The organism is uncultured Algibacter sp., assembly GCF_963976535.1.
In the GTDB taxonomy this organism is placed as follows: domain Bacteria; phylum Bacteroidota; class Bacteroidia; order Flavobacteriales; family Flavobacteriaceae; genus Algibacter_B.
Window position 1 is genome coordinate 1 of sequence record NZ_CAXBLF010000019.1, and the last position, 23,118, is coordinate 23,118.

Consider the following 23,118-nt stretch of genomic DNA (forward strand, 5'->3'; position numbering starts at 1 on the left):
CATTAATTGCTGGACGAACACCAGAGTTAAATAAATCTCCATCTAAGAAAATTTGCCCATCTGTAATAGAGATTACATTTGTTGGAATATATGCAGAAACGTCTCCTGCTTGTGTTTCAATAATCGGTAACGCTGTTAAAGACCCGCCACCTTTCACTAATGGTTTTAATGAATCTGGTAAGTCGTTCATGTCTTTAGCAATATCATCATCATTGATAACTTTTGCAGAACGCTCTAATAATCTAGAGTGAAGATAGAAAACATCTCCAGGATATGCTTCACGTCCTGGTGGACGACGTAATAATAAAGATACCTCACGATAAGCAACTGCTTGCTTAGATAAATCGTCATAGATAATTAAAGCTGGACGACCAGTGTCTCTAAAATACTCCCCAATAGCCGCTCCTGCAAACGGTGCGTATACCTGCATTGGTGCAGGGTCTGATGCATTTGCAGCTACTATTGTGGTGTAAGCTAAAGCGCCTTTTTCTTCTAAATTTTTAGCAATTAAAGCTACTGTTGAAGCCTTTTGACCTATAGCAACATATATACAGAATACAGGCTCACCTGCATCGTAAAATTCTTTTTGATTTATAATGGTATCAATACAAACGGCCGTTTTACCAGTTTGACGGTCACCAATTACCAACTCACGTTGACCACGACCTATAGGAATCATAGCATCGATAGATTTGATACCCGTTTGTAATGGCTCAGTTACTGGCTCACGGAAAATAACTCCTGGTGCTTTACGTTCCAAAGGCATTTCATAAGTTTTACCAGCAATTGGTCCTTTACCGTCGATGGGGTTACCTAAAGTGTCCACAACACGACCAACAATACCTTCACCAACATTAATAGAAGCAATACGTTCCGTACGTTTTACAATAGATCCTTCTCTAACACCTACAGAAGGGCCTAACAATACGATACCAACGTTATCTTCTTCAAGGTTAAGTACGATTCCTTCTAATCCGCCTTCGAATTCTACTAACTCGCCATATTGCGCATTAGCTAATCCGTAAGCACGAACAATACCATCACCTACAGTTAATACAGTTCCTACTTCATCCAATGAAGCGCTAGCCTCAAAACCAGAAAGTTGTTGTTTTAAGATTGCTGATATTTCAGCTGGTTTTACTTCTGCCATCTCTTTTAAGTATTTAGACTCTAGACTCTAGACGTTAGAAACGTCATAGAAGAAAAGTCTTTTTTAATTTAATGTAAATTCTCGTTTTAGTTTATTTAATTGATTTGCAACACTAGCGTTGTACTGCACATCTCCTATTCTTAAAATGAAACCACCTAAAATGCTTTCATCAATATTATTTTCTACTTCAACATCTTTTCCTGTAAGTGCTTTAGCTTTTGCTAAAACTTTTTTCTTTAAATCTGCTGTTAAAACTACTGCTGTTGTAACAGTTGCTACCTCAATACCTTTAGACTCATCAAATAACTGATTGTATTTTGAAGCCACATGGCCTAAAATATCAATTCGGCTATTAGTAATTAAAGTATTTATTAAGCTATTGGTTATTTCATCAGAATTTTTAAAAACTTCTAATAAGGTCGCCTTTTTTATTGAAGAAGGGATTACAGGACTTTGAAGTGCTTCGCTTAAATCTTTACTTTCTGCTAAAGTATTAGCGATTAGCTTCAAATCATTATTTACAACCTCAGCTAAATTTTGATCTGATGCTAAACTTAATAATGCTTTTGCATAACGTATTGCTGCTCTTGCTCCTGCCATTTTTTAATGGTATAAATTTTTTCCTTTTTTCTCCCTTTTGGGGAGATTAAGAGGGGATTAGTTTAATGATTTTTCACCTAACATAGTTTCAACCAATTGTAATTGTTTGTCTTTGTTAGATAATTCAGTACGTACTACTTTTTCAGCAATCTCTAAAGATAAGCTTGCTACGTGATTTTTAAGTTCAGCCATAGCTGCTTTCTTTTCACTTTCAATAGCTGCCTGTGCTTGCTCAATAATTTTGCTAGCTTGTGCTTGTGCTTCATCTTTGGCAGTAGTAATCATTTTGTTTTTTATATCACGTGCTTCTTTCAACATGGTTTCACGTTCTGCGCGTGCTTCTTTTAAAATACGCTCATTATCTGCATGAAGGTTTTCCATCTCTTTACGAGCTTCTTCTGCAGATGCTAATGCATTTTTAATTCCATCTTCTCTTTCTTCAACCGCTCCTAAAATAGGTTTCCAAGCAAACTTTCTTAAGATTAATAATAAGAACAAGAACGTTACTAGCGTCCAAAATACCAATCCTAAACCAGGTGTAATTAAATCCATTTTGTTTCTGTTTTAAATAACTTAAATTTTAAAAAGCACTGAAATAACCAACCGTTACTTCAGTGTTTTTAGGTTTTTTACCCTTGTAAGAAAGCAACAACAACACCAAATAGTGCTACTGCCTCTACGAAGGCTGCTAAAATTAATGCAGACGATTGAATTTTTCCGTGCATTTCAGGTTGACGCGCCATAGCTTCCATAGCAGATCCACCAATCTTACCAATACCAATACCAGCTCCAATGGCTGCTAAACCAGCTCCAAGAGCTGCAATTCCAGTAATAGTCATAATATAAAATTTAAATTAATTAATGATGTTCTTCTTCTGTTGCCATGCCAAAATAAAGGGCCGACAATATTGTAAATATATATGCTTGTATTGCTGTAACAATAATTTCAATGACTGTAATAAACAATGAGAATGCTACAGATACTGGTGCAATTGCATAAGACTTAAATACAAATATTAATGACATTAATGCTAATATGATTACGTGACCCGCAGTAATATTAGCAAACAAACGTATCATTAATGATAGTGGTTTTACAAACATACCTATAATCTCAATTGGCATTAAAAATATTTTCATTGGTACAGGCACTCCTGGCATCCAAAAGATGTGTTTCCAGTAGTTTTTGTTACCACTAAAAGTGGTTATGATAAAAGTAATAGTGGCAAGTGTAAATGTGAACGCAATATTACCACTCACGTTTGCTTCATTTAAAAATGGAATCAACCCAAAAATATTATTGACCCATATAAAGAAAAAGATAGTCAGTAAATATGGCATATATCTTTTATACTTGTGCTCACCAATCATTGGAATGCCAATTTCATCACGTACAAAAATAACTAAAGGCTCTACAAAGCTTGCGATACCAGATGGCACAAAATTCTCTGACTTCTTGTATCGACGTGCAGCGGATAAAAATATTAAAAGCAATACCGCAATAGAAACCCACATCATAAAGACGTTTCTTGTAATAGACAAATCTAAAGTTGGCCTGTGTGCATTTGTTGGATGATGCTCGGCATCATAAGTTACAGCCGTTGCGCCTTCATCTAATATGTACATTTTTTCATGTACATTAACAAAACGTAGGCCGTCTTTCTCTACGATGACTTCACCACTATAATCATGTTGAAATTCTGAAGAGGAAAACGTTGTGAAACCATTACCTGTATATGCTATAATAGGCAGTGGGATTGAAACAACGTGACCATCCCAATCAAATAAATGCATTCCGTAAGCATCCTTAACGTGATGTAAAATCATCTCTTTAGGATCAAATTTCTTATCATCTCCGCCCTCTTTAGCGTCCTTGGCAAAACCCAAGCTAAATACTGATAAAAACAGAACGGTAAATACTGTACGTTTAATGGTGTTTAATGTCATTATTTGCGGCTTTAAAATACCTTGCTTTAAATTCGGTGCAAATGTACACACATAAAATGAAATGACAAATAATAATTTAATGATTATTTAGTAGTATGTTTTTAAATATAGTGTGATGATAAAATTGTTACTTTTTTTGAAGAATTCTGGTCACAGAGTACACTTCAAAAGCAAGAAAAATAAAATAAGGAACAAAAAAGTTAGTAAGATCGTAACCTTTTTGTTCTGGTTTAGATAAGATCCACGGCAACAAGAATACTATAATTAATACCATTTTTAAAAGCATTCCTAATATAAAGGCATTGAATACTTCTGTTTTACCAACAGACTCTCGGTAGTTAATTAGTGTATAAATTAGAATAACAGTAATTACATGAAACCCATAGATGTGCCACAACGGAAAAAACAAAATCACTTCTTTAGCAAAATGAAAGCTTAGATAGCTATGAATACTAAATAACAGAACACTTAAAGCAATGAGTTGAATGAGAAAGTTAGACTCTCTCTTTTTAAAAATATTATTCATTTATTGATCTTCATTTGAAGTTGCAATAATACGTCTAATTACATATACAATAGAAATAATTACAGAACTTAAAGTCAAAATTAATGTGAATAAATCGAGCTTATTAGGAAACTTTTCATCTAGCTTAACACCAATAAAAGTGCCTACTGCAATAATAGCAATCATTTGGAAGGCAATACCAGAAAGACGCGCGTAAGTATTAAGCTGTTTTCCCGGTTTCTGGTTTTCTTTGTTGTTGTTGTGGTTGTCCGCCATTATTCATTTCTTTTACGGTGCCCTTCATAACACACGTTACATTAAATGTGGCTCCTGGTTCAACGGCTAATTTACCAACTACTACTTCGCCTTCAATATGTGCAGATGATTTTAAAGTTAATGTTCCTGACAAAGCTAGTTTTCCAGAAAATTTACCTTCAAAATAAGCATCAGTTCCGTGTAAAGTGCCTTTAACTAAGCCTGCTTTACCAACAACCACTTTTCCTGAGGTTTTAATATTTCCTTCAATAGTTCCGTCAATTCTAAAATCGCCTTCGCTGTTAAAATCGCCAACCATTTTAGTGCCTTGGGCAATAATGTTTTGGCTTGATGTACCTTCTGTCATTTGTTTTTCTTTTTTGTTTTCAGAGAACATAATGTGTTAAGTTTAATTATTATCGATATTCAAATAAGCATCCAAATTTTTATGGATTTGAATGATTTGATAATTTGTAGATGATGCTACAAAATAAGGGACTTTTATTTTCTTTTGATCCTTTTCATTTAATAATTGATTAAAGGTTTTTGCTACTTGCGATGTTTTTAACCCATGAACCACTACAAATTTTGTATTCGGATTATAAACATCTATTGAGGCATTCAATTTATAATACCTTACATTTTCCAAAACGGTATCTAAGGTTTCTTTGAAACTTGAAATAGCCTCTGGTTGTGGGTCTTTAAATTGAAATATAACTTTATAATTATCAGAAATACTATCTGTATCTACAACAAATTCTTTAAGTGCTAATTTAGGTAAAATATTAGCTTCAATATTTTGTGCCTGCTTACCTTCAGGCGTATTTGCATAGGTAATTGCTAAATAATTAACCGCTTTTTGGTAAGCTTCATAACCATATAATCGACCTGTAGCTGTAGCTTTTAATAGTTCAAACTTTGGCACCATCGATTCGCCATCAAACGTTTTTATGTACTCCTCACTTTTTGAGACTACATCAACATATTCTTGATTTTCATGCTGAATATACAAGGCTTCATATAAACTTTCAGGACTGTTCTCGTCTCTTTCCGTAACTAATTCCGGATTATTTAATATGGTTGCATATCTAGATTCTGGATATTCACTGATAATATCATTCTTGGCAATTGAGGCTTCATCGTTTTCGCCTAACAATTCATAAATTTTATACAAGTTGTATTTTGAAGGCAATATTAATCTTTCCTCAGGATTACTATTTAATAAATTTTGAAATTTACTTTTTGACAATTGGTATTCCTTAAATTTCTCCTTGTATATCAATCCTAATTGGTAATAAGCATAATTACGTTCTTTAGAAATGCTGTCTATTTCTTTTTCTTCGGAAGGAATTTTAGATATATAAAATTGAGGGTCGAAACGTTCTTCATCTGAAGCAGAGGCAACAATATCAATTGTAGTATTATTATTTGCTCCACTTGAAATGTCTTTGCTAGACCACCTCCAGTTATCTTCTAAAGACCTATCACCCCATTTTTTTACAAATTCGTTTTTTCCGTAAGCTACAGTCGTTGGATTGTAAAAATAAAATACAGTGGATTGGGTTTGATCTCCAACTCTATTTGGTTGCGCACCAAAAGTGTTAACGGTTGCCAAACCAGTATTACGTTCAGCAGCTTCTTGCTTTTCTATTTCTTTTTCGGCTTCAGCTTTTAAGTCTTCAACAAAAGATTCAAAATAAGCCAACTTTTCCGCTTCTGGTAAATTCACCAATCTTAAAACACTATCATTTACTTTGGCAATAGACTCATAAAATATAACGTCTTTTAAGTTATCACGTTTACGTTTTATAACGCGATAAGGTTTCGAGTTAAGCACCAAATTACTCATGGTGCTATCATAATACTCTCCCGCATCGGCGTAAACAGAAGCATCAAAATTCATGTCGCCTAAAGTTTCATAATTCTTAGCCTTTAAGAGCTTATCTCGCGTATTCGTTCGCAAAGATTTATTGTAATATGCTACAGCCAACGAGTCTGAACCATTTTGTAAATGGTACGCCCCTATTTGGTGATAAATTTTATCTAAATATGGGCGGTTTTCTCTATTTTCTTCAAGTTCAGCAAGCAACTCCGTAACTTCCAGCTTATTTCCATTGTCAAAGTCGAAGTTTTTAACTTTTTCCAAATAGGCAGAAATCATATAGATTCTAGGTGTTTTTCTGTTAAGCTCAATCACTTTATCAAAAACGATATTGGCACTGTCTTTATAACCTAGTACATTATACAATTGGCCCTGAATAAAACGGTAACGCCCGCGCTCATCATTGTTTTTTGTGGCATTTGATGCGATTTCTAACTGTGTAATTGCAGTGTCAACAGATTTAGTGTTTAAATAAGCTTGCGCAAGTATAGACGTTGCATCAGCTAAATCTTGACCTTCTAGATCTTCTTGTTTTAAAAGTCGTTTTAGATTTTCTATCGCTAATTCGTTATTATCTAGCCTAATATTTGCTTTTTCTCGCCACACCTTAGCTTGATTAATCTTATCGCTTGCTGGGTATTTATAAAGAATATAGTTAAGTGCTTCTAATGCGGGCACAAAACGCTGATCGAAATATCTAGCTTTACCTAAAAGCAAGTAAGCTTCATCCATTTGCGGATTATTCTCCTTTCCATCAATATTCATATTGTGCTTTTGAATCGCTTTTGCAGCCTTCTCTTCAGCTCTAGTAAAATTTTCGTTTTTAGATTGACCAGGAAGTACTATATCTTCAAAAATTTGCATGCGTTCTATGGGTAAAACTTCCCAATAGTTATCAAAATACGCATCATTAAGATTGCTTTTACCTTGCTCTAAAGCATTGTAACCATTATAAAGCGCATTGAATTCTGCAGTAACCGCATGAAAATTTCTATTTATAAATTTATCCTTTTTCCTAGAACAACTTATTGCAAGAAAAGTTAAGAATACAACTAGTAGTATGGTTTTAGAAGGTGTTTTCATTTACTTAAAAATTTTTATTTCTAAATGGAATAAAATAAAAATTTCCTGCGTAAATCAACCGTTTCGCTTTGTCACAAAAAATTATATTTTTTATGAAATTAAACAAAAAAATAAATTTATTTGTGCTCATTTCAATGCTGGTGTTTTAGTCTAAATAATAACTATAAATGCTTGATATTATTATATAGAATGGTAAAAATAAGCATCTTTTTGTATTTACCTAAAAAACGGATAGAGAAAATGGTCTCGCAAAGACGCTAAGACGCAAAGTTTACACTGGGTTTAAAAGGAATTTCGCTGAGATGCACAGACTTTTCACAGAGATTCGCAGAGAGAAACTAACTAGATTTGAGAGTTAAAATATCTCAAGTTAGAGTTTTATCTGCGTTAAAGAAACAATGCTGGCGGTTAGGTGCGCAAGGGATTGAGGCATTTGTTGAAGCTCTTTTTGTGTTGTTGCACCTATGCAACACAAAAAAGCGACTGCCGAAAGCCCTACCCTAAAGGGATGCGCCCAAAATAAAATATTACAAAACCGTTTCTGAACCAGAAAAATGCGCCTCAAGTTCTTTTAAAGTAGCTGCGCTTGTAGCTAAGTCTTTTACCACTTCGCCTTTTTCTAAAACCACTATGCGCTCGCAAACATCGGTAACATGCGTTAAATCATGACTTGAAATTAATACTGTAACACCTTGTTTTTCAGCTAATTCTTTAATAATATTTTTAAGTCGGATTTGAGTTGTTGGATCTAGGTTTGCAAAAGGTTCATCTAAAACAATAACTTCTGGGTTTCCAATTAGCGCTGCTACAATACCAGCTTTCTTTTGGTTGCCTTTACTTAAATCGCGCAAGTACTTCTTTTGCCCAATTATTTCACCATGGAAAAAGTCTTCAAACTTTGACACAAGTGCGTTAACGTCTGCTTTATTTTGTCCACGTAATTCCCCAATAAAGTAAAAATACTCTTCGGGCGTTAAGTAGCCAATTAAAAAGCTTTCGTCTATAAATGCAGAAGTAAATGGTTTCCAGTCTTCACTTTTATTTACCTGCACATCATTATTCTTTATATAGCCAGTTGTAGGTTGAATTAAATCTAAAAGTAAGCTGAAATAGGTTGTTTTTCCAGCACCGTTATTGCCTACTAAACCGAAGCTTTGACCTTTAGGAATCTCTAAAGATTCAATATTCAAAACTTGGTTTCCGCTGTATTTTTTTGATAAATTAGAAGTTGTTATCATGATATAATCTATTAGTTATTTTGATCGAAAGCATCAATCATTTTATATTTTGAATCTAAATATTTCTGAGTTATTGATTTCATTAATTTCTGATGTAACACGATGCCTATCACTCCAAGAATGACTAAAACTAAACATGCTATTTCAAAGCCAATCAAAAAATAGAATCCTGCAAATAATCCCATTGGCAAAAGCAATAAAGGAATCCCAATTAGCCATTGTACTGCGCCTGTACCTTGGTAGTTAAATGCTGCTTTTTGACTTAAATCTATTTTTTTTCTGTTGAAAGACCCTCCAAGTAAAATAACATGGGTATTAACTCCAATATTGTAAATAGCTGCTGCAAAATGTGCCAATAGTATTTTCCATCCAAAGAATACATAAGGAATACCTAAAACAAACAAAATCATTACACTTACAGCCATTAAAGTGAATTTTGACTTTAAATATTGCTCATATTTTATGTTTTGACTCATTAACAGTTTGTAATAACCACTATCCCAAGCAGGAATAAACTGCCCAAAGTTAATTAGAAAGATACCTGTTGAAAACACACCAATAAAAACAAAAAACCAAGGCATATTTTGATACATAGGCTGCGGATAGAAAAATAAACCATACAATAGACCAATGGCTAACATCCAAACTGAAGATTTTGTACGTTTGTTACGCCAAATTAATTTTAAATCGAGCTGCATAAACGGAGCGATGTCTCCAAAGTTTTTAGTCCATTCCAAATTTGATGCATTTACTTCTTTAATTTTGGTTTTTAACCCACTATCTAAAAACAGCTTTTGTCTCAACAGTTTAAAATTGAACACATAACACAAAACGAGAAGCCCTAAAGGCACTATGATTAAAAAAGGATAGTTATAAATAGCATTGAAACCGCTTCCAATTATTTTATTAAAAGCAATTATATTAAAATGATTAAGTGCGTATAAACCCCCTACAATTAAAATTACTGGTAGAAAGGATAATTCTTTTTCTGCAGAAAAACTTTCAATGATGAAATTTAAAAAGTTTATAATGAGTACAACCAAAATTAACGCAAGCATCCATACCAAAACATTTGCCACTGGATAATCTTTAAATAGTAAGGTAATTCCAAACGGAATAATGGCAAATAGTGGTAAAAAGTTGAAAAATGACAACGCTGATTTACCGAGAACGTAATTTACCACTGTCCCTCTGTTTATTGGTAGTGTTAATAATGGCATTACACTCATTACAGGAAGTTTTTGGAAGAAAAAACGAAAAACTAAATCGGTTAAAATCCAATAAAAAAGAAAACTATTCACAATTAATAAGGGATCTTGATCTGGATAAACCTTCTTAAGACCAGGGAATAATAATAACCCCATACCTAAAAACATGGCGATAAAATACAAGCTTAAAAACCCCATGAAGATTTTAATGCCTAAACTTTTTCCAAAACTGGCAGACCTAAAAAAAGCCTTCCATTCTAAACTTAAAAAACGTTTTATCATATTTGATGGTTTTAGTTTTCTTAAAAGTAAGTGTTATTTAGTTTTAAAATGTTACACTTTTTAAATCATATTTATTGGTTCCATATTATTCATCGCGGAATTTAGGATTTACCAAAGCACGCATGTTTCTAATATAACTTTCTAATTCTGCAAGTTTTTCAACAGTTTCTTTTGTTCCGGCTTCCGTTAATTGGTAGTACTTACGAACCCTGTTACCAACTTTAACAACTTCAACACCCAATAAACCTTGAGCTTCTAATTTATGCAATGCTGGATATAAAGCACCTTCTGTTAATTGAAGCTCATTTTTTGTGATTTCTTTTACCTTTTGAGTTATTTCATATCCATACATTTTATCATTCTCGTTTAAGAGCTTTAAAATAATGGTTGTTAAGCTGCCTTTATATAAATTTGAAGGTTCCATAGTGGTTCAAATATATACATAAAATTCTTATGCATAAAATTACTATGTATTATTTTTTATAGAAAAAATGTGCTATTTTTTATAGGCTTCACTATTTTAGCCGAAAACTATTATATATGTCATCATTTCATAAACTTTCAGTAAAAAACATAAAAAGAGAAACCGATAAAGCCATTAGTATATCTTTTAATCTTCCTGAAAATTTAAAAGATCTTTTTGCCTTTAAAGCAGGACAGTATATTACTTTAAAAACTGCTATAGATGGCAATGAAGTACGTCGTGATTACTCCCTTTGTGTTTCTCCTAAAAGTGGTGAGTTAAAGATTGCGGTAAAAGAAGTAAATGATGGCACGTTTTCCGCTTATGCAAATAACACATTGAAAGTTGGCGATACTATTGAAGTTGCACCACCTAAAGGGCGATTTATATTTGAGCCAAACGATTCTAAAACTAAAAATATAGCGCTTTTTGCTGCAGGTAGTGGCATTACTCCTATTTTAAGTATTGTTAAATGTGCCTTAGAAGAAGAGGTATATAGCAAAGTTATATTGGTTTATGGTAATAAAACCACTGAAGACACCATGTTTCTAAATGAACTTTTGGAACTTCAACATGCGTATAAAGATCGATTTTCAATTCAATTCGTTTTTAGTCAACAAGATGAAGACGATTCTATTTTTGGAAGAATAGAAAAAAGCACTGTTAATTATGTGATGAAAAACAAGCACAAACATGTTGATGTTGATGCCTTTTACCTATGCGGTCCTGAAGCTATGATTCACACCGTTAAAGATGTTCTAACTGAACATGATATTGATGAAAATCGTATTCATTTTGAACTTTTTAAAGCTGCTAAACCCGCAGAAGTTAAAGAAGATGTTGTTACTAGTGGTAGTACACAAATTTCAATTACGGTAGATGATGAGACCACAACTTTTGAAATGTCTCAAAAGCAAACCATTCTTGAAGCCGCATTAGATGAGGATTTAGACGCCCCTTATTCTTGCCAAGGCGGTATTTGTAGCAGCTGTTTAGCTCGAGTTACTGAAGGCGAAGCTACGATGAGGCAAAATAATATTTTAACCGAAAGCGAAGTTGCTGAAGGTTTAATCTTAACGTGTCAAGCGCATCCAACGACGCCTACAATCACTATTGATTATGATGATGTTTAATCCCCTCTGCTCTTTGGGCATCTCCCCGAAGAGGAGAAATTAACCTCAGACCGCTTCGCTGTTAGATTATAGATTTGATTTTTTCAAGAACAGTCTCAGGTGTTATGCTACCCGAAGCTTCCTTATAATTTTCTGGATATTTATTTCCATAGATCGAAGTTGGTATTCGTGGAAACCTTTTTCTTTCAGCCATTAAAGCATGATTTTCGGGCTGATTAAAAGGTGTAAAACCAGCAAACGGATGTGTAACGCCCCAAATAGTAATTACTTTAACACCAAGCATTGCTGCAATATGTGCGTTTCCAGAATCCATAGAGAGCATTACATCAAGATTTGAAATCACATCCATTTCTTCATCAAGGGTGACTTTTCCTGCTAGATTGATTGTGTTGTCAAAGCTATCTTCAAATTTATTGAGAATTTCTGACTCATTTTCACCACCTCCAAATAAAAAAACTTTGTAATCTTTGGATAGGTTTTCAATAACATGCTTCATTAAGTTTAAAGGATATATTTTCCCTTCATGAGTTGCAAAAGGAGCGATTCCAATCATTCTTTTTGAATCATCCCCTATAAGTGTTTGAAGTTTTCTATTCAAATCTACTGGTTTTGGGAAACTAGGGGTAGCCAAATCAACTTTGTAACCTAATTTCTCAAATACATCAGCATATCTCTGATGCGTAGTTTTGAGTTGTTTAAATACTTTACCTGAAGTCAATAGACTTTTTTCTTTTCGCCCTTTATCAATCGTAACTAAACGTTTGCAACTAATGAACTTTTTTAGGATGTTACTCCTAAGAACATTGTGCAAGTCGGCAACTACATAAAACTTTTTTTTATTGAGTTCTCTCGCCAATTTATATAAACCAAAAATACCTTTATGCTCACCTTTAACATCTACAGGAAAAACTTCAACATTTTCTAAATTTCTGAAAAATGGTTTAAAAAAAGCTCGAGTTAAAACAGTTATTCTAAGTTCAGAATGTTGATGAGTAAGTGCACGTAAAACGGGGACTGTCATAGCGACATCTCCCATGGCTGAGAGACGAATTACCAAAATATGTTTAGTTTTTTTAGACATAAAAGTTATTATGTCATGTTGAGCGCAGTCGAAACATCTTTAAAGTGAGATTCTTCACTTCGATCAGAATGACATATTATTATTTCTGAGAACGAAGTACAGGATTCAGCTCATCATCATTATACATCTTCATCTGCTTGTACACCTTCATATACTTATCCCCTTTTTCAATATCACTTAAAAGTGTATCAATTGCAGTTGATAAGTCAACACGTTGTTCTAATAAAATATCTAATTTCGTCTGGCAAGCTGCCTTATGTTCCGCGGAAGCGTCATTACGAGTAGCTTCCTCATTCATATGATACACTTTTAAAGCCAAAATAGACAATCTATCTACGCCCCAAGCCGGACTTTCAGTATTAATAGTGGCATCAGTTTTTACAGAAGCATTCTTATATTTTTCTAGAAAATAACTATCAATGTACTCCACCATATCAGTTCTGTCTTGGTTAGAAGCATCTATTTGACGTTTCAATGTTAATGCAGCAACTGGATCAATTTGTGGGTCACGAATAATATCTTCATAATGCCATTGAACAGTATCTATCCAGCTTTTTCTGTATAATAAATGTTCTAGCAAATCGCTTTCTGGATAAGCGTTTTCAAAAGGCTGATCTACAGTGTTAATAACGTGGTATTTTTCAATAACTTCTTGGAAAATTTTATTGGCTTTATTTGTAAACATATTTGTGGAATTTTAAGGTACAAAAATACGTAAATTATATAAGAATATTGAACAAAACTACTGCTTGTAGCGAATGAAATATGTTTAAGAATAAATTATTACTTGGGTTTTATTAACTTTACTCTTCCTAATTTAGATTTAGACTCATGCACATTCATAATATATCACTTGAAAATTCCATATTGAACAATTTTATTTCTGAAATTAGACATGTTGAAATTCAAAAAGACAGTATGCGTTTTAGAAGAAATATTGAACGTATAGGAGAAATTTTAGGGTATGAAATGAGCAAAAGCTTAAGTTATAATACTGAACCTATTGAGACACCTTTAGGGACATGCGCTATTAATTTACCAGAAAACGAAATTGTACTATGCTCTATTTTAAGAGCAGGTGTGCCATTACATAATGGCTTGCTAAATTACTTTGATACAGCAGAAAATGCTTTTATTTCTGCTTATAGACATCATAAACATAACCCGGAAAGTTTTGAAATTATAGTAGAATATTTAGCCTGCCCTAATTTAGAAAACAAAACACTTGTTTTAGCAGACCCAATGTTAGCAACCGGACAATCTATGGTTGCAACTTTTGAAGCTTTAAAGCCTTTTGGAACTCCTAAAGAAATACACCTAATAAGTGTTATTGGAGCTCAAGAAGGCGTTGATTTTGTTAAACAAAACTTTGATGATAACACACATTTATGGATTGCTGCCATTGATGAAACCTTAAATGATAAAGGCTATATTATTCCTGGGCTTGGTGATGCTGGCGATTTAGCATTTGGTAAAAAACTACAGCAGTAATAACAAAAAAGGAGCAATAACTAATACTGCTAAAAAGATTTCTTTAAACCATTTTTCTTGGATAATATCAATGTAGTTCGCAATAATAATCGCTAAAGGAGCAAATAAAAATAAAAACTCACTTCCATTTTTATCTGGTGCTTGTATCACGATAAAAAAACCAATTATGGCTGCTAAAATGATGGTTTTAAACGATGCCCTAAACGCCTTTTTCTTCTTTTTTATGTTTTGCGAATAAAATATTGAAGACCAAATACCGAAGGATAGCAACAGTGTAATAGCAATTAAATATTGAACGGAATTGTAATTGCTGAAATCGTAACTAATTTCTGGAGACAGATTAATTATTTCGAAAAAACTATCATACAAAACCACTGAAACGCTAAAGGAAAGAATAAAAACAGCAAATACTCCTAAAAAAGGGATGATCCAATGCCTGATATTATTATCAGTATACAGAACAAGTGATAAGATTATTAAAATAAAAAATAGAATAGACCAGAAATAAAATAATGCTGCGATAGCTATCCAAAAAGCAGCATCAAAAAGTTTTTTCTTTGTGTTTTTTGGAGAGCGTAAACTAACAATTCTTCTCAACCCTATTAAAACAAAAAAGTTAGATAGCAATACGTTTGAATGATTTGTTGTTTGTGTAATGAATAATAAGAAGAGACTAAACAATACTATTTCATAGTTGCTTTTGTTAGTCAAACTGTTCTTATTAACAATAAAATTTAAAAGTAAAATAGAAGCAAAAATTATAAACAATAGTAAGGCTTGCTTTAGCACAAATTCGAGAGTTATCGTCTCATTTACTCTATTAATTCTGGCTACTATAAAAGCCAAAAGCGCAATAAAAAAAACAATAATAAAATATATTGGTCTAGATTTATTAAAAAAGCTTGTTATCATTAACTGTTTTTGTATTTTTGCTATGTAAATATACTAACTATATAATGGTTAGTGGATAATAAATAAACACAAAATGAAAGATTTCTTTTACGCTATACAAGATTTATTTGTTGATGTCCTTTTCGCACCTTTTGATGCTTTAAGAGCATTAGAACTTGAAAGTTGGTTTGGAGCAAACGTAGTTTCTTGGATTTTTTTAATTATTGGACTTGTTGCCTTTGTTTACTGGATGTTACAACTTAAAAGTTTCAACGACAACAATGAAGAAGATAAAAGTATTTCTTCTCACTCCTATTTGTAAAACTCCTTTGATTAATAATTTGTATAAAACGCTCTTTTTTGCTTAAAATTTTCAAATAAAAAATTTCTTGAAGCCAACTATCCCCGAGGTAAGCCATAGGGGTATTTCGCTGGTTTCATTTTGGCTCTGGGGACAAAAATTGAAATTTTATATTTTGCCCCACCCGGAATTGCGAAAAGGCAATTCTGACCTCCCCTAAGGGGATGTGAATTCGGAAACCCCGAGGCAGAACCATCGGGGAATTATTTAGATTAAAACAATAGATTTTCATTTTCTACTTGCCTAATATCTTATTCAAATTAGTTTAAATCGAATCCAATATCTTTACGATAATGCATCTTATCAAAATGTAGTTTTTCTATACTTTGGTAAGATTTTTTTATGGCTTCTTGGTACGTGTTTCCATAAGATGTAATAGCCATAACTCGACCTCCGGAAGTTACAATTTTTCCATTCTCATTTTGTGCACCTGCATGAAACGCAATAGAATCTTCAATAGTTTCAATACCAGTAATTTCTTTACCTTTTTCATACGCCTCAGGGTAACCACCTGAAACAGTCATTATTGTTGTAGCAGCGCGTTCATCAATTTCAATATCAATTTTATCTAAATCGCCATGAGCCATAGCTTGTAAGATTTCAACAAAATCATTTTTTAATCTTGGTAAAACTACTTCAGTTTCTGGATCGCCCATTCGCACATTATATTCAATCACTTTAGGGTCGTCACCAACTTTAATAATTCCAATAAATACAAAACCAACATAAGGTAAGTTGTCCTTTTTAAAACCATTAATTGTAGGTTTTACAATGCGCTCTTCAATTTTTTTAAGAAAGGCATCTGTAGCGAAAGGCACTGGAGAAACGGCTCCCATACCGCCTGTATTTAAACCTGTATCACCTTCACCTATACGTTTGTAATCTTTTGCAGTTGGTAAAATTTTATAGTTTGTACCATCCGTCAAAACAAAACAGCTTAGCTCAATACCATCCAAAAACTCCTCAATAACCACTTTTGTACTTGCTTCACCAAATTTAGCATCCACAAGCATGCTTTTTAGTTCCGCTTTAGCATCATCTAAATCCTTTAAAATAACAACACCCTTTCCTGCGGCCAACCCATCTGCCTTTAAAACGTAAGGCGCGTTTAAAGTTTCTAGAAAAGCATAGCCTTTTTTTAAAGTTGCTTTAGTGAAACTTTCATAAGCAGCTGTTGGAATATTATGTCGATATAAAAATTCTTTTGCAAATTCTTTACTTCCTTCTAACTCAGCAGCAGCTTTTTGCGGACCGATAACAGATACATGTTTAATAGCATTATCATTTAAAAAATAATCATGAACTCCTTGTACTAAAGGATCTTCTGGACCAACAACAACCAAATCAATATGCTTATCTATGACTAATTCTTTAATTGCTGGAAAGTCTGTAACGCCAATATTTATGTTTGTTGCAACTTGTGCTGTTCCAGAATTTCCTGGTGCTACAAATAGTTTTTTGCATTTTGGACTTTGTGCAATTTTCCAAGCAAAAGTGTGTTCTCTCCCACCAGAACCAAGTATTAAGATATTCATAGTTACCGTTGTTTCCGCAAAAATAAAATTAATGCCACGAATACACGAATTTTTTTTATTTACTTTACAAACAATCTATTTTTAAGGTGAATTTATTTGATTTGTCATTGCAATTAAACGGCTTTCCCATCAAGGAAGCCTCACGTGTGTTGAAAACAATTCAAAATACCAGTGAAACTAATTTTGAGGCTTATGTTGAAGACAAAAAGCGGGAGATTATTGCATATCACTTAAAAAATAATCCGTTTTATAAGTCATTTGCAAATAAAGTGGATCTTTCAGACTGGAATACCATTCCAATACTGACGAAAAAGGATTTACAAAAACCTTTAGAAGAACGCCTTTCAAAAGGGTTTAAAAAAAATGCTATTTACGTTAATAAAACCTCTGGTTCATCGGGCGACCCTTTTGTTTTTGCTAAAGACAAATTTAGTCATGCTTTAACTTGGGCGGTTATACAAAATCGCTTTGGCTGGCATTACTTAAATTTCAATAGCTCTAAACAAGCTCGATTTTATGGTATTCCTTTAGACAAAAAAGGCTATTATAAAGAACGTTTTAAGGATAAACTCAGCAGCCGATTTCGATTTTCTGTGTTTGATTTAAGTGATGCTGCTTTTGAAAAACATTTAAAAACATTTCAATCAACACCATTCGATTATATTAATGGTTACACAAGTTCTATTGTGCAGTTTGCTAAATTTCTTCTAATAAAAAATTGCGTTTTAAAAGATATTTGTCCTACTCTAAAAGCATGTGTAGTAACTTCTGAAATGCTTTTTGAAGACGACAAAGAGCTCATGAAAAAACAATTTGGCGTGCCTGTAATTAATGAATATGGCGCTTCAGAATTAGATTTAATCGCCTTTGAAAACCCGAACGGAAAGTGGCAAGTAAATAGTGAAACCTTATTTGTTGAAATTCTTGATGGACATAATAATGTTTTACCATACGGCGAAGAAGGACGCATCGTAATTACTTCACTTTACAATAAAGCGCACCCGTTTATTAGATATGACATTGGAGATATTGGAATCCTTTCAAAAGACAGTACCCTTAAAACACCGATTCTTGAAAAATTATTAGGACGTACTAACGATATTGCTATTTTACCAAGTGGCAAAAAAGCCGCAGGGTTAACGTTTTATTACATCACTAAAAGTATTATTGGAGATGATGGTAAAGTAAAAGAATTCGTTATTGAACAACTTAAACACGATACTTTTAAAATTATTTATGTAAGTTCTGAATCGCTTTCAGAAGAAAAAAAGAAGATAATTACAGCTGAAATGGAAAACTATCTTGAAAAAGGGCTTCAAATTAAATTTGAAAAACAAGACCAGTTGATTCGTTCAAAAAGTGGTAAATTGAAACAGTTTTCATCTTATATTCAAAACATATGAATATTACTATAGTTGCTGGGGCAAGACCAAATTTTATGAAAATTGCTCCTATTATTGATGCTATTCAAGAAAAGAAAAAGGAAGGTTTTAACCTAAATTATAGGCTTGTACATACTGGTCAGCATTACGATAAAAATTTAAGTGGTACTTTTTTTGAGGAGTTAAATATTCCGCTTCCCGATAGTAATTTAGAAGTAAAAAGTGGCACGCAGGCAGAACAAACGGCGGCCATAATGATTGGTTTCGAAAATGAATTGAAACAAAACCCGTGCGATTTGGTATTGGTTGTTGGTGATGTTACCTCAACTATGGCTTGTACTATAGTTGCTAAAAAAGCGCATATTAAAGTAGCCCATGTTGAAGCTGGAATTCGCTCTGGAGATATGCGAATGCCTGAGGAAATTAACAGAATTGTTACTGATAGTTTAACTGATTATTTCTTTACTACTTCAAATTATGCCAATGAAAATTTAATCAAATTAGGTGTTTCAAAATCAAATATCTTTTTTGTTGGTAATGTGATGATTGATACGTTACTTAAAAATGAAAATAGGCTTAAAAAACCATCACTTTGGGATGATTTAAACTTATCTAACAAAGAATATTTGGTCATGACGCTTCATAGACCAAGTAACGTAGATGAAGAACATCTATTAAAAAGATTGATTACTCAAATTGTGACATTAAGTAAAGATTATCCTATTATTTTTCCTGTTCACCCAAGAACGGAAAAACTTTTGCGTCACTTAAATTTAAATTTTGAGAATTTGCATTATGTAAATCCGTTGGGTTATTTAGAGTTTAATTATTTAGTAAAACATGCTTTAGCCGTAATAACTGATTCTGGTGGTATTACCGAAGAAACTACCGTTATGAACATACCTTGTATAACGTTACGTGATTCTACTGAACGCCCAGAAACATGTGATATAGGCACCAATATTTTAGTAGGGAGCGATTCTGAAAAAATTAAAAATGCTTTTAATATATTACTTTCGGGTACTTGGAAACAAGGTGAAATTCCAGAATTATGGGATGGAAACGCTGCAAAAAGAATTGTTCATCATTTAGCATCAATGAGACGTTAAAAATGAAAGACATTCTTATAATAACAAATTATTTTCCACCTGAAACTGGTGCGGCTTCAAATCGTATTTTTCATTTGGCTGAAGGACTTCAAAAGTATAATTTTAAAGTTTCGGTTATTACTCCTTTGCCAAATTATCCTAAAGGTAAAGTTCTTGAAGGCTATAGAGGCCGATTTAAGCACACTTCAACTGAAAACAACATAACCATAAGTCGGTTATGGATTTACGCTAGTAACTCTAAGAATAAATTGTTACGTCTTATTGCCATGTTATCGTATAGTTTTAGCTTAATTTGGTTTTTTGCTTGGAATAAAATCCCTAAAACGGTAATCATCCAATCACCTCCCTTGCTAGTTGCGTTTACCTCAGTATTTTTTCTACGTTCAAAAACACGAAAAACAATAGTGAATGTAAGTGATTTGTGGCCTCTTGCTGGACTAGAACTAGGTGCTTTTAAAAAGAATTTCAGTTACAAATTACTAGAAAAAATAGAGCATTTCAACTATAGACATGCAAATTTAGTTTTGGGACAAAGTGAAGAAATACTAACATATATAAAGTCTCTTTACCCTAAAAAGGAAACGTTCTTATATCGAAATTACCCAGATTTCAGTACGCCTTTACCAAATGCTGAAATACATAACGCCGAAAAGATAAAAATGGTTTATGCGGGTTTATTGGGTGTTGCTCAAGGGGTTTTAAAGCTCTGTGAGAAGTTAGATTACTCTAAAGTTCAATTTCACATTTATGGCGCTGGAGCAGAACAAAACGCCATTGAAAGTTTAATTAAAAATCAACCAGATTTAGATATTGTTTATCATGGTGAGGTCACAAGACAGTTATTACATCAAGTATTACCCGAATATGACATGACTATAATTCCATTACTTAATAGAATTTATGGCTCAGTGCCCTCAAAAATATTTGAATTTGCGCGCTTAGGAATACCCATGTTATATTTTGGCGGTGGCGAAGGCGAAACTATTATTAAAAAACATGGATTAGGATGGGTTGCAGAGGCAAGTAATTATGAAGATTTAAACACTGTAATTTCAAAATTAGACACTTCAAAATTACAATCAAAAAATAGAATTAGAATACAAGAAACAGCTTTTGAGAATTTTGGTTTTAGCAATCAATTAATTCAATTTATTAAGCTTCTTTAATACGCTTTTTCTTCACCTTTTAGAGCATTCATAAGTGTTTGAGAAATAATTTTTAAATCAAGCAATAGCGACCAGTTTTCAATATAGAAAATATCATATTTTACACGGCTTATTATATCATCATCTGTTTCAACCTCTCCTCTAAAGCCACTAACTTGAGCTAATCCCGTAATACCTGGTTTAACAAAGTGACGTACCATAAATTTATCGATTCTTTGGGCATATAAATTAGTATGACTTACCATGTGCGGTCTTGGGCCAACTACCGACATATCACCAAATAACACATTAAAAAACTGTGGTAATTCATCTATGCTCGTTTTTCTAATAAAAGCACCCATTTTAGTTATCCTTTGGTCACCTTTTTTAGCTTGAGTCAGGTGTGCATTTTTATTTGGAGTCATAGACCTAAATTTATAACAATCAAACTCCTGATAATTAAACCCATTTCTTGACTGCTTAAAGAAAACAGGTCCTTTGGATTCTAACTTAATCAGTATTGCTAAAATTGGAGTTAACCACGACAACACAAAAACGATGACGAATAAAGAAAATAAAATATCAAAAATCCTTTTTACAAATTGGTTTACCGATTCTTGAAGCGGAATAGCTCGTAATGATAAAATAGGGATATAGTCGTAATATTCATATTTAAGTTTCTTAGAATAAATTTCTTTATTGTCTGGAATAAATTTTAACTCACGTAAATTATTATCCGCGAAATCTATTAATTTATTTATCTGTTTATTAGATAGTTCGGCTACTGAAAAATAAATCTCATCGATATTATTTTCTATTATATAATCGAAACAATTTTCCAAATTAAAATCTGCGTCTTTTCCACTAAATTGAGCATGAAATTTATAACCAAAATCCAATCTTGTATTAAATGTTTTGATTAATTGTCTAGCTTTTTCATTACTGCCAATCACTATAACTTTTCTGATATTCCCTCTTAATATTATTCTATATTTTTTTAATAAAAAGATTGTTAGAAACTTAAATATACAAATTAGTAAAAAAACTAATAATAAGTAGCTCCCTAAAGCTAACCTACTAACATTAGGTTGTTTAAAAAATCCTATAAAAGCATAAAGCGCTATGGCGAAAAACACGATTTGCCTAAACAAAAGTGGAATCATTTGAATTAACCTTGTGTGCCGTTGTACTTCGTAAAAATGATTTTTAACAGCAATAATTATCCAAGAAATAGATACATATAAACAAAAAGCATAAACATTCTTTAAATTTATTTCAAAGTAAAACACAGCCATATTAATTATGACTAAGTCTGTAAAACCGAATAAGGGTTTTATTAAACTAGAATATCTTCCTTTTTTATAGTCCACTTATTTTTTTATATGTGCTTTAAAATCTTTATGAGCACTTTTATATAATTCGTCTTCAGATAAAGATTTAAAATAATCATAAGTTATCTTCATTCCTTCGGCTCTACTAATCTTTGGCTCCCAATTTAGTATTTTTTTTGCTAAACTTATGTCTGGCTGCCTTTGTAATGGATCATCTTGAGGTAATTTTTTATAAATTATCTTTTGATTAGTTCCTGTTAATTTTATAATTTCTTCAGCAAACTCTTTAATTGTTATTTCGTGAGGATTACCAATATTAACGGGGTTTGTATAATTGCTTAAAAGTAACCTATAAATCCCTTCAACTTGATCGTCAACATAACAAAAAGATCGTGTTTGTAATCCGTCACCAAAAACAGTTAAATCTTCTCCTCTAAGGGCTTGACCAATAAAAGCAGGAATCACTCTTCCGTCATTAAGCCGCATCCTTGGTCCGTAGGTATTAAATATACGTGCAATTCGGGTTTCCAATCCGTGAAACCTATGATATGCCATGGTTATGGATTCTTGAAAACGTTTAGCTTCGTCATAAACACCTCGAGGTCCAATGGTATTAACATTCCCGTAATAATCTTCTGATTGTGGGTGTACTAAAGGATCTCCGTAAACTTCTGATGTAGACGCAATAAGCATACGAGCATTTTTAGCTTTGGCCAATCCCAAAAGATTATGTGTGCCTAAAGCGCCTACTTTCAAGGTTTGTATTGGGATTTTTAAATAATCTATAGGGCTTGCAGGTGAAGCAAAATGTAAAATATAATCTAGGTTTCCTCTAAGTTCTATAAAATTGGTTACATCGTGAGCTACAAATTCAAAATGCTCTAAACCAAATAAATGTTCAATGTTTTTTTTATCACCCGTGATAAAATTATCCATAGCCACAACATGGTAGCCTTCTTTAATGAAGCGATCGCATAAATGGGAGCCCAAGAAGCCCGCTGCTCCCGTTATTAGTATTTTTTTCATTTTCTTTAATTCACTGAAAA

At 32.7% G+C, this 23,118-nt stretch carries 24 protein-coding genes; 6 read left to right on the forward strand and 18 right to left on the reverse strand.

Features of this window, described 5'->3' with window-relative positions; translation table 11 throughout:
- The 12 genes from atpA to AAC024_RS07285 all read right to left on the reverse strand — a co-directional run.
- Positions 1–1,150: F0F1 ATP synthase subunit alpha (gene atpA, locus AAC024_RS07230; protein ID WP_339894617.1), on the reverse strand; the 1,150-nt coding region annotated here is incomplete at its 3' end.
- A gap of 63 nt (positions 1,151–1,213) precedes the next feature.
- Positions 1,214–1,750: an ATP synthase F1 subunit delta gene (atpH, locus tag AAC024_RS07235; protein ID WP_339894618.1), complete on the reverse strand. Its 537-nt coding sequence runs from the start codon at positions 1,748–1,750 to the stop codon at positions 1,214–1,216.
- Between the two features lie 57 nt (positions 1,751–1,807).
- Entirely contained in the window at positions 1,808–2,302 is a 495-nt protein-coding gene (locus tag AAC024_RS07240; protein ID WP_339894619.1) for a F0F1 ATP synthase subunit B, read from the reverse strand.
- A 77-nt stretch (positions 2,303–2,379) separates the two neighbouring features.
- Complete coding sequence (gene atpE / locus AAC024_RS07245) at positions 2,380–2,589, reverse strand: ATP synthase F0 subunit C (protein ID WP_339752741.1); 210 nt, start codon at positions 2,587–2,589, stop codon at positions 2,380–2,382.
- 19 nt (positions 2,590–2,608) lie between these two features.
- The gene (atpB, locus tag AAC024_RS07250; protein WP_339752738.1) at positions 2,609–3,697 is read right to left on the reverse strand and encodes a F0F1 ATP synthase subunit A; all 1,089 of its coding nucleotides are present in this window, start codon (positions 3,695–3,697) and stop codon (positions 2,609–2,611) included.
- 127 nt (positions 3,698–3,824) lie between these two features.
- Positions 3,825–4,223 (reverse strand): hypothetical protein, encoded by a 399-nt coding sequence (locus AAC024_RS07255; RefSeq protein ID WP_339894620.1) that lies wholly within the window; start codon positions 4,221–4,223, stop codon positions 3,825–3,827.
- Entirely contained in the window at positions 4,224–4,478 is a 255-nt protein-coding gene (locus tag AAC024_RS07260) for an AtpZ/AtpI family protein (protein WP_339894621.1), read from the reverse strand.
- Positions 4,423–4,854, reverse strand: coding sequence for a polymer-forming cytoskeletal protein (locus AAC024_RS07265; protein ID WP_339894622.1), 432 nt, complete (start codon positions 4,852–4,854; stop codon positions 4,423–4,425). Before AAC024_RS07265 ends, AAC024_RS07260 begins: the two co-directional genes overlap by 56 nt.
- 12 nt (positions 4,855–4,866) lie before the next feature.
- Complete coding sequence (locus AAC024_RS07270; RefSeq protein WP_339894623.1) at positions 4,867–7,422, reverse strand: hypothetical protein; 2,556 nt, start codon at positions 7,420–7,422, stop codon at positions 4,867–4,869.
- Between the two features lie 527 nt (positions 7,423–7,949).
- Positions 7,950–8,660, reverse strand: coding sequence for an ABC transporter ATP-binding protein (locus AAC024_RS07275; RefSeq protein ID WP_339894624.1), 711 nt, complete (start codon positions 8,658–8,660; stop codon positions 7,950–7,952).
- Positions 8,661–8,671: 11 nt separating this feature from the next.
- Complete coding sequence (locus AAC024_RS07280; RefSeq protein ID WP_339894625.1) at positions 8,672–10,150, reverse strand: DUF5687 family protein; 1,479 nt, start codon at positions 10,148–10,150, stop codon at positions 8,672–8,674.
- An 85-nt stretch (positions 10,151–10,235) separates the two neighbouring features.
- The gene (locus tag AAC024_RS07285; RefSeq protein WP_339894626.1) at positions 10,236–10,574 is read right to left on the reverse strand and encodes a PadR family transcriptional regulator; all 339 of its coding nucleotides are present in this window, start codon (positions 10,572–10,574) and stop codon (positions 10,236–10,238) included.
- A 116-nt stretch (positions 10,575–10,690) separates the two neighbouring features.
- Here AAC024_RS07285 and AAC024_RS07290 point away from each other — a divergent pair, with 116 nt between their 5' ends.
- Positions 10,691–11,746, forward strand: coding sequence for a ferredoxin--NADP reductase (locus tag AAC024_RS07290; protein ID WP_339894627.1), 1,056 nt, complete (start codon positions 10,691–10,693; stop codon positions 11,744–11,746).
- Between the two features lie 61 nt (positions 11,747–11,807).
- On the opposite strand, the gene AAC024_RS07295 is transcribed toward AAC024_RS07290, so the two are convergent.
- Both AAC024_RS07295 and AAC024_RS07300 read right to left on the reverse strand, forming a co-directional pair.
- Positions 11,808–12,827 (reverse strand): glycosyltransferase family 9 protein, encoded by a 1,020-nt coding sequence (locus AAC024_RS07295; RefSeq protein ID WP_339894628.1) that lies wholly within the window; start codon positions 12,825–12,827, stop codon positions 11,808–11,810.
- Between the two features lie 79 nt (positions 12,828–12,906).
- Positions 12,907–13,512, reverse strand: coding sequence for a DUF4254 domain-containing protein (locus AAC024_RS07300; RefSeq protein WP_339894629.1), 606 nt, complete (start codon positions 13,510–13,512; stop codon positions 12,907–12,909).
- A 146-nt stretch (positions 13,513–13,658) separates the two neighbouring features.
- On the opposite strand from AAC024_RS07300, the gene upp reads away from it, so the two are divergent.
- A complete protein-coding gene (gene upp / locus AAC024_RS07305; RefSeq protein ID WP_339894630.1) occupies positions 13,659–14,318 on the forward strand; it encodes a uracil phosphoribosyltransferase in 660 nt (219 codons plus the stop codon).
- Here the strand turns inward: upp and AAC024_RS07310 are convergent.
- Positions 14,307–15,230: a DUF6427 family protein gene (locus tag AAC024_RS07310; RefSeq protein WP_339894631.1), complete on the reverse strand. Its 924-nt coding sequence runs from the start codon at positions 15,228–15,230 to the stop codon at positions 14,307–14,309. The genes upp and AAC024_RS07310 overlap by 12 nt on opposite strands.
- 73 nt (positions 15,231–15,303) lie before the next feature.
- On the opposite strand from AAC024_RS07310, the gene AAC024_RS07315 reads away from it, so the two are divergent.
- Positions 15,304–15,531: a uracil phosphoribosyltransferase gene (locus AAC024_RS07315; protein WP_339894632.1), complete on the forward strand. Its 228-nt coding sequence runs from the start codon at positions 15,304–15,306 to the stop codon at positions 15,529–15,531.
- A 299-nt stretch (positions 15,532–15,830) separates the two neighbouring features.
- Here AAC024_RS07315 and purD read toward each other — a convergent pair whose 3' ends face one another.
- Positions 15,831–17,105: a phosphoribosylamine--glycine ligase gene (gene purD, locus AAC024_RS07320; protein WP_339894633.1), complete on the reverse strand. Its 1,275-nt coding sequence runs from the start codon at positions 17,103–17,105 to the stop codon at positions 15,831–15,833.
- Positions 17,106–17,191: 86 nt separating this feature from the next.
- Between purD and AAC024_RS07325 the strand changes: the two genes are divergently transcribed.
- Genes AAC024_RS07325 through AAC024_RS07335 form a run of 3 tightly spaced genes read left to right on the forward strand, consistent with a single transcriptional unit; the run spans position 17,192 to position 20,762 of the window.
- On the forward strand, positions 17,192–18,508 hold the full coding sequence (locus AAC024_RS07325) for a phenylacetate--CoA ligase family protein (RefSeq protein ID WP_339894634.1): 1,317 nt from the start codon (positions 17,192–17,194) through the stop codon (positions 18,506–18,508).
- Positions 18,505–19,596, forward strand: coding sequence for a UDP-N-acetylglucosamine 2-epimerase (non-hydrolyzing) (gene wecB, locus AAC024_RS07330; RefSeq protein WP_339894635.1), 1,092 nt, complete (start codon positions 18,505–18,507; stop codon positions 19,594–19,596). The genes AAC024_RS07325 and wecB overlap by 4 nt, the downstream gene beginning before the upstream one ends.
- Positions 19,597–19,598: 2 nt before the next feature.
- Positions 19,599–20,762 carry a glycosyltransferase family 4 protein gene (locus AAC024_RS07335; protein WP_339894636.1) on the forward strand — a complete coding sequence of 388 codons (1,164 nt, stop codon included), beginning with the start codon at positions 19,599–19,601 and terminating at the stop codon, positions 20,760–20,762.
- Here the strand turns inward: AAC024_RS07335 and AAC024_RS07340 are convergent.
- Together AAC024_RS07340 and AAC024_RS07345 are read right to left on the reverse strand one after the other, a co-directional pair.
- Positions 20,759–22,111: an undecaprenyl-phosphate glucose phosphotransferase gene (locus AAC024_RS07340; protein WP_339894637.1), complete on the reverse strand. Its 1,353-nt coding sequence runs from the start codon at positions 22,109–22,111 to the stop codon at positions 20,759–20,761. The genes AAC024_RS07335 and AAC024_RS07340 overlap by 4 nt on opposite strands.
- Positions 22,112–23,098: a UDP-glucuronic acid decarboxylase family protein gene (locus tag AAC024_RS07345; RefSeq protein ID WP_339894638.1), complete on the reverse strand. Its 987-nt coding sequence runs from the start codon at positions 23,096–23,098 to the stop codon at positions 22,112–22,114. It abuts the gene before it with no gap.
- Between the last annotated feature and the right edge of the window lie 20 nt (positions 23,099–23,118).

Bases quoted from the DNA above. Each gene is read 5' to 3' on its own strand.
- AAC024_RS07280 (WP_339894625.1), bottom strand. From the start codon at position 10,150: ATGATAAAACGTTTTTTAAGTTTAGAATGGAAGGCTTTTTTTAGGTCT.
- AAC024_RS07270 (WP_339894623.1), bottom strand. From the start codon at position 7,422: ATGAAAACACCTTCTAAAACCATACTACTAGTTGTATTCTTAACTTTT.
- AAC024_RS07335 (WP_339894636.1), top strand. From the start codon at position 19,599: ATGAAAGACATTCTTATAATAACAAATTATTTTCCACCTGAAACTGGT.
- AAC024_RS07285 (WP_339894626.1), bottom strand. From the start codon at position 10,574: ATGGAACCTTCAAATTTATATAAAGGCAGCTTAACAACCATTATTTTA.
- AAC024_RS07300 (WP_339894629.1), bottom strand. From the start codon at position 13,512: ATGTTTACAAATAAAGCCAATAAAATTTTCCAAGAAGTTATTGAAAAA.
- AAC024_RS07290 (WP_339894627.1), top strand. From the start codon at position 10,691: ATGTCATCATTTCATAAACTTTCAGTAAAAAACATAAAAAGAGAAACC.
- AAC024_RS07310 (WP_339894631.1), bottom strand. From the start codon at position 15,230: ATGATAACAAGCTTTTTTAATAAATCTAGACCAATATATTTTATTATT.
- wecB (WP_339894635.1), top strand. From the start codon at position 18,505: ATGAATATTACTATAGTTGCTGGGGCAAGACCAAATTTTATGAAAATT.
- AAC024_RS07345 (WP_339894638.1), bottom strand. From the start codon at position 23,098: ATGAAAAAAATACTAATAACGGGAGCAGCGGGCTTCTTGGGCTCCCAT.
- purD (WP_339894633.1), bottom strand. From the start codon at position 17,105: ATGAATATCTTAATACTTGGTTCTGGTGGGAGAGAACACACTTTTGCT.
- AAC024_RS07265 (WP_339894622.1), bottom strand. From the start codon at position 4,854: ATGTTCTCTGAAAACAAAAAAGAAAAACAAATGACAGAAGGTACATCA.
- AAC024_RS07255 (WP_339894620.1), bottom strand. From the start codon at position 4,223: ATGAATAATATTTTTAAAAAGAGAGAGTCTAACTTTCTCATTCAACTC.
- atpB (WP_339752738.1), bottom strand. From the start codon at position 3,697: ATGACATTAAACACCATTAAACGTACAGTATTTACCGTTCTGTTTTTA.
- atpE (WP_339752741.1), bottom strand. From the start codon at position 2,589: ATGACTATTACTGGAATTGCAGCTCTTGGAGCTGGTTTAGCAGCCATT.
- upp (WP_339894630.1), top strand. From the start codon at position 13,659: ATGCACATTCATAATATATCACTTGAAAATTCCATATTGAACAATTTT.
- atpH (WP_339894618.1), bottom strand. From the start codon at position 1,750: ATGGCAGGAGCAAGAGCAGCAATACGTTATGCAAAAGCATTATTAAGT.
- AAC024_RS07260 (WP_339894621.1), bottom strand. From the start codon at position 4,478: ATGGCGGACAACCACAACAACAACAAAGAAAACCAGAAACCGGGAAAA.
- AAC024_RS07240 (WP_339894619.1), bottom strand. From the start codon at position 2,302: ATGGATTTAATTACACCTGGTTTAGGATTGGTATTTTGGACGCTAGTA.
- AAC024_RS07295 (WP_339894628.1), bottom strand. From the start codon at position 12,827: ATGTCTAAAAAAACTAAACATATTTTGGTAATTCGTCTCTCAGCCATG.
- AAC024_RS07275 (WP_339894624.1), bottom strand. From the start codon at position 8,660: ATGATAACAACTTCTAATTTATCAAAAAAATACAGCGGAAACCAAGTT.
- AAC024_RS07315 (WP_339894632.1), top strand. From the start codon at position 15,304: ATGAAAGATTTCTTTTACGCTATACAAGATTTATTTGTTGATGTCCTT.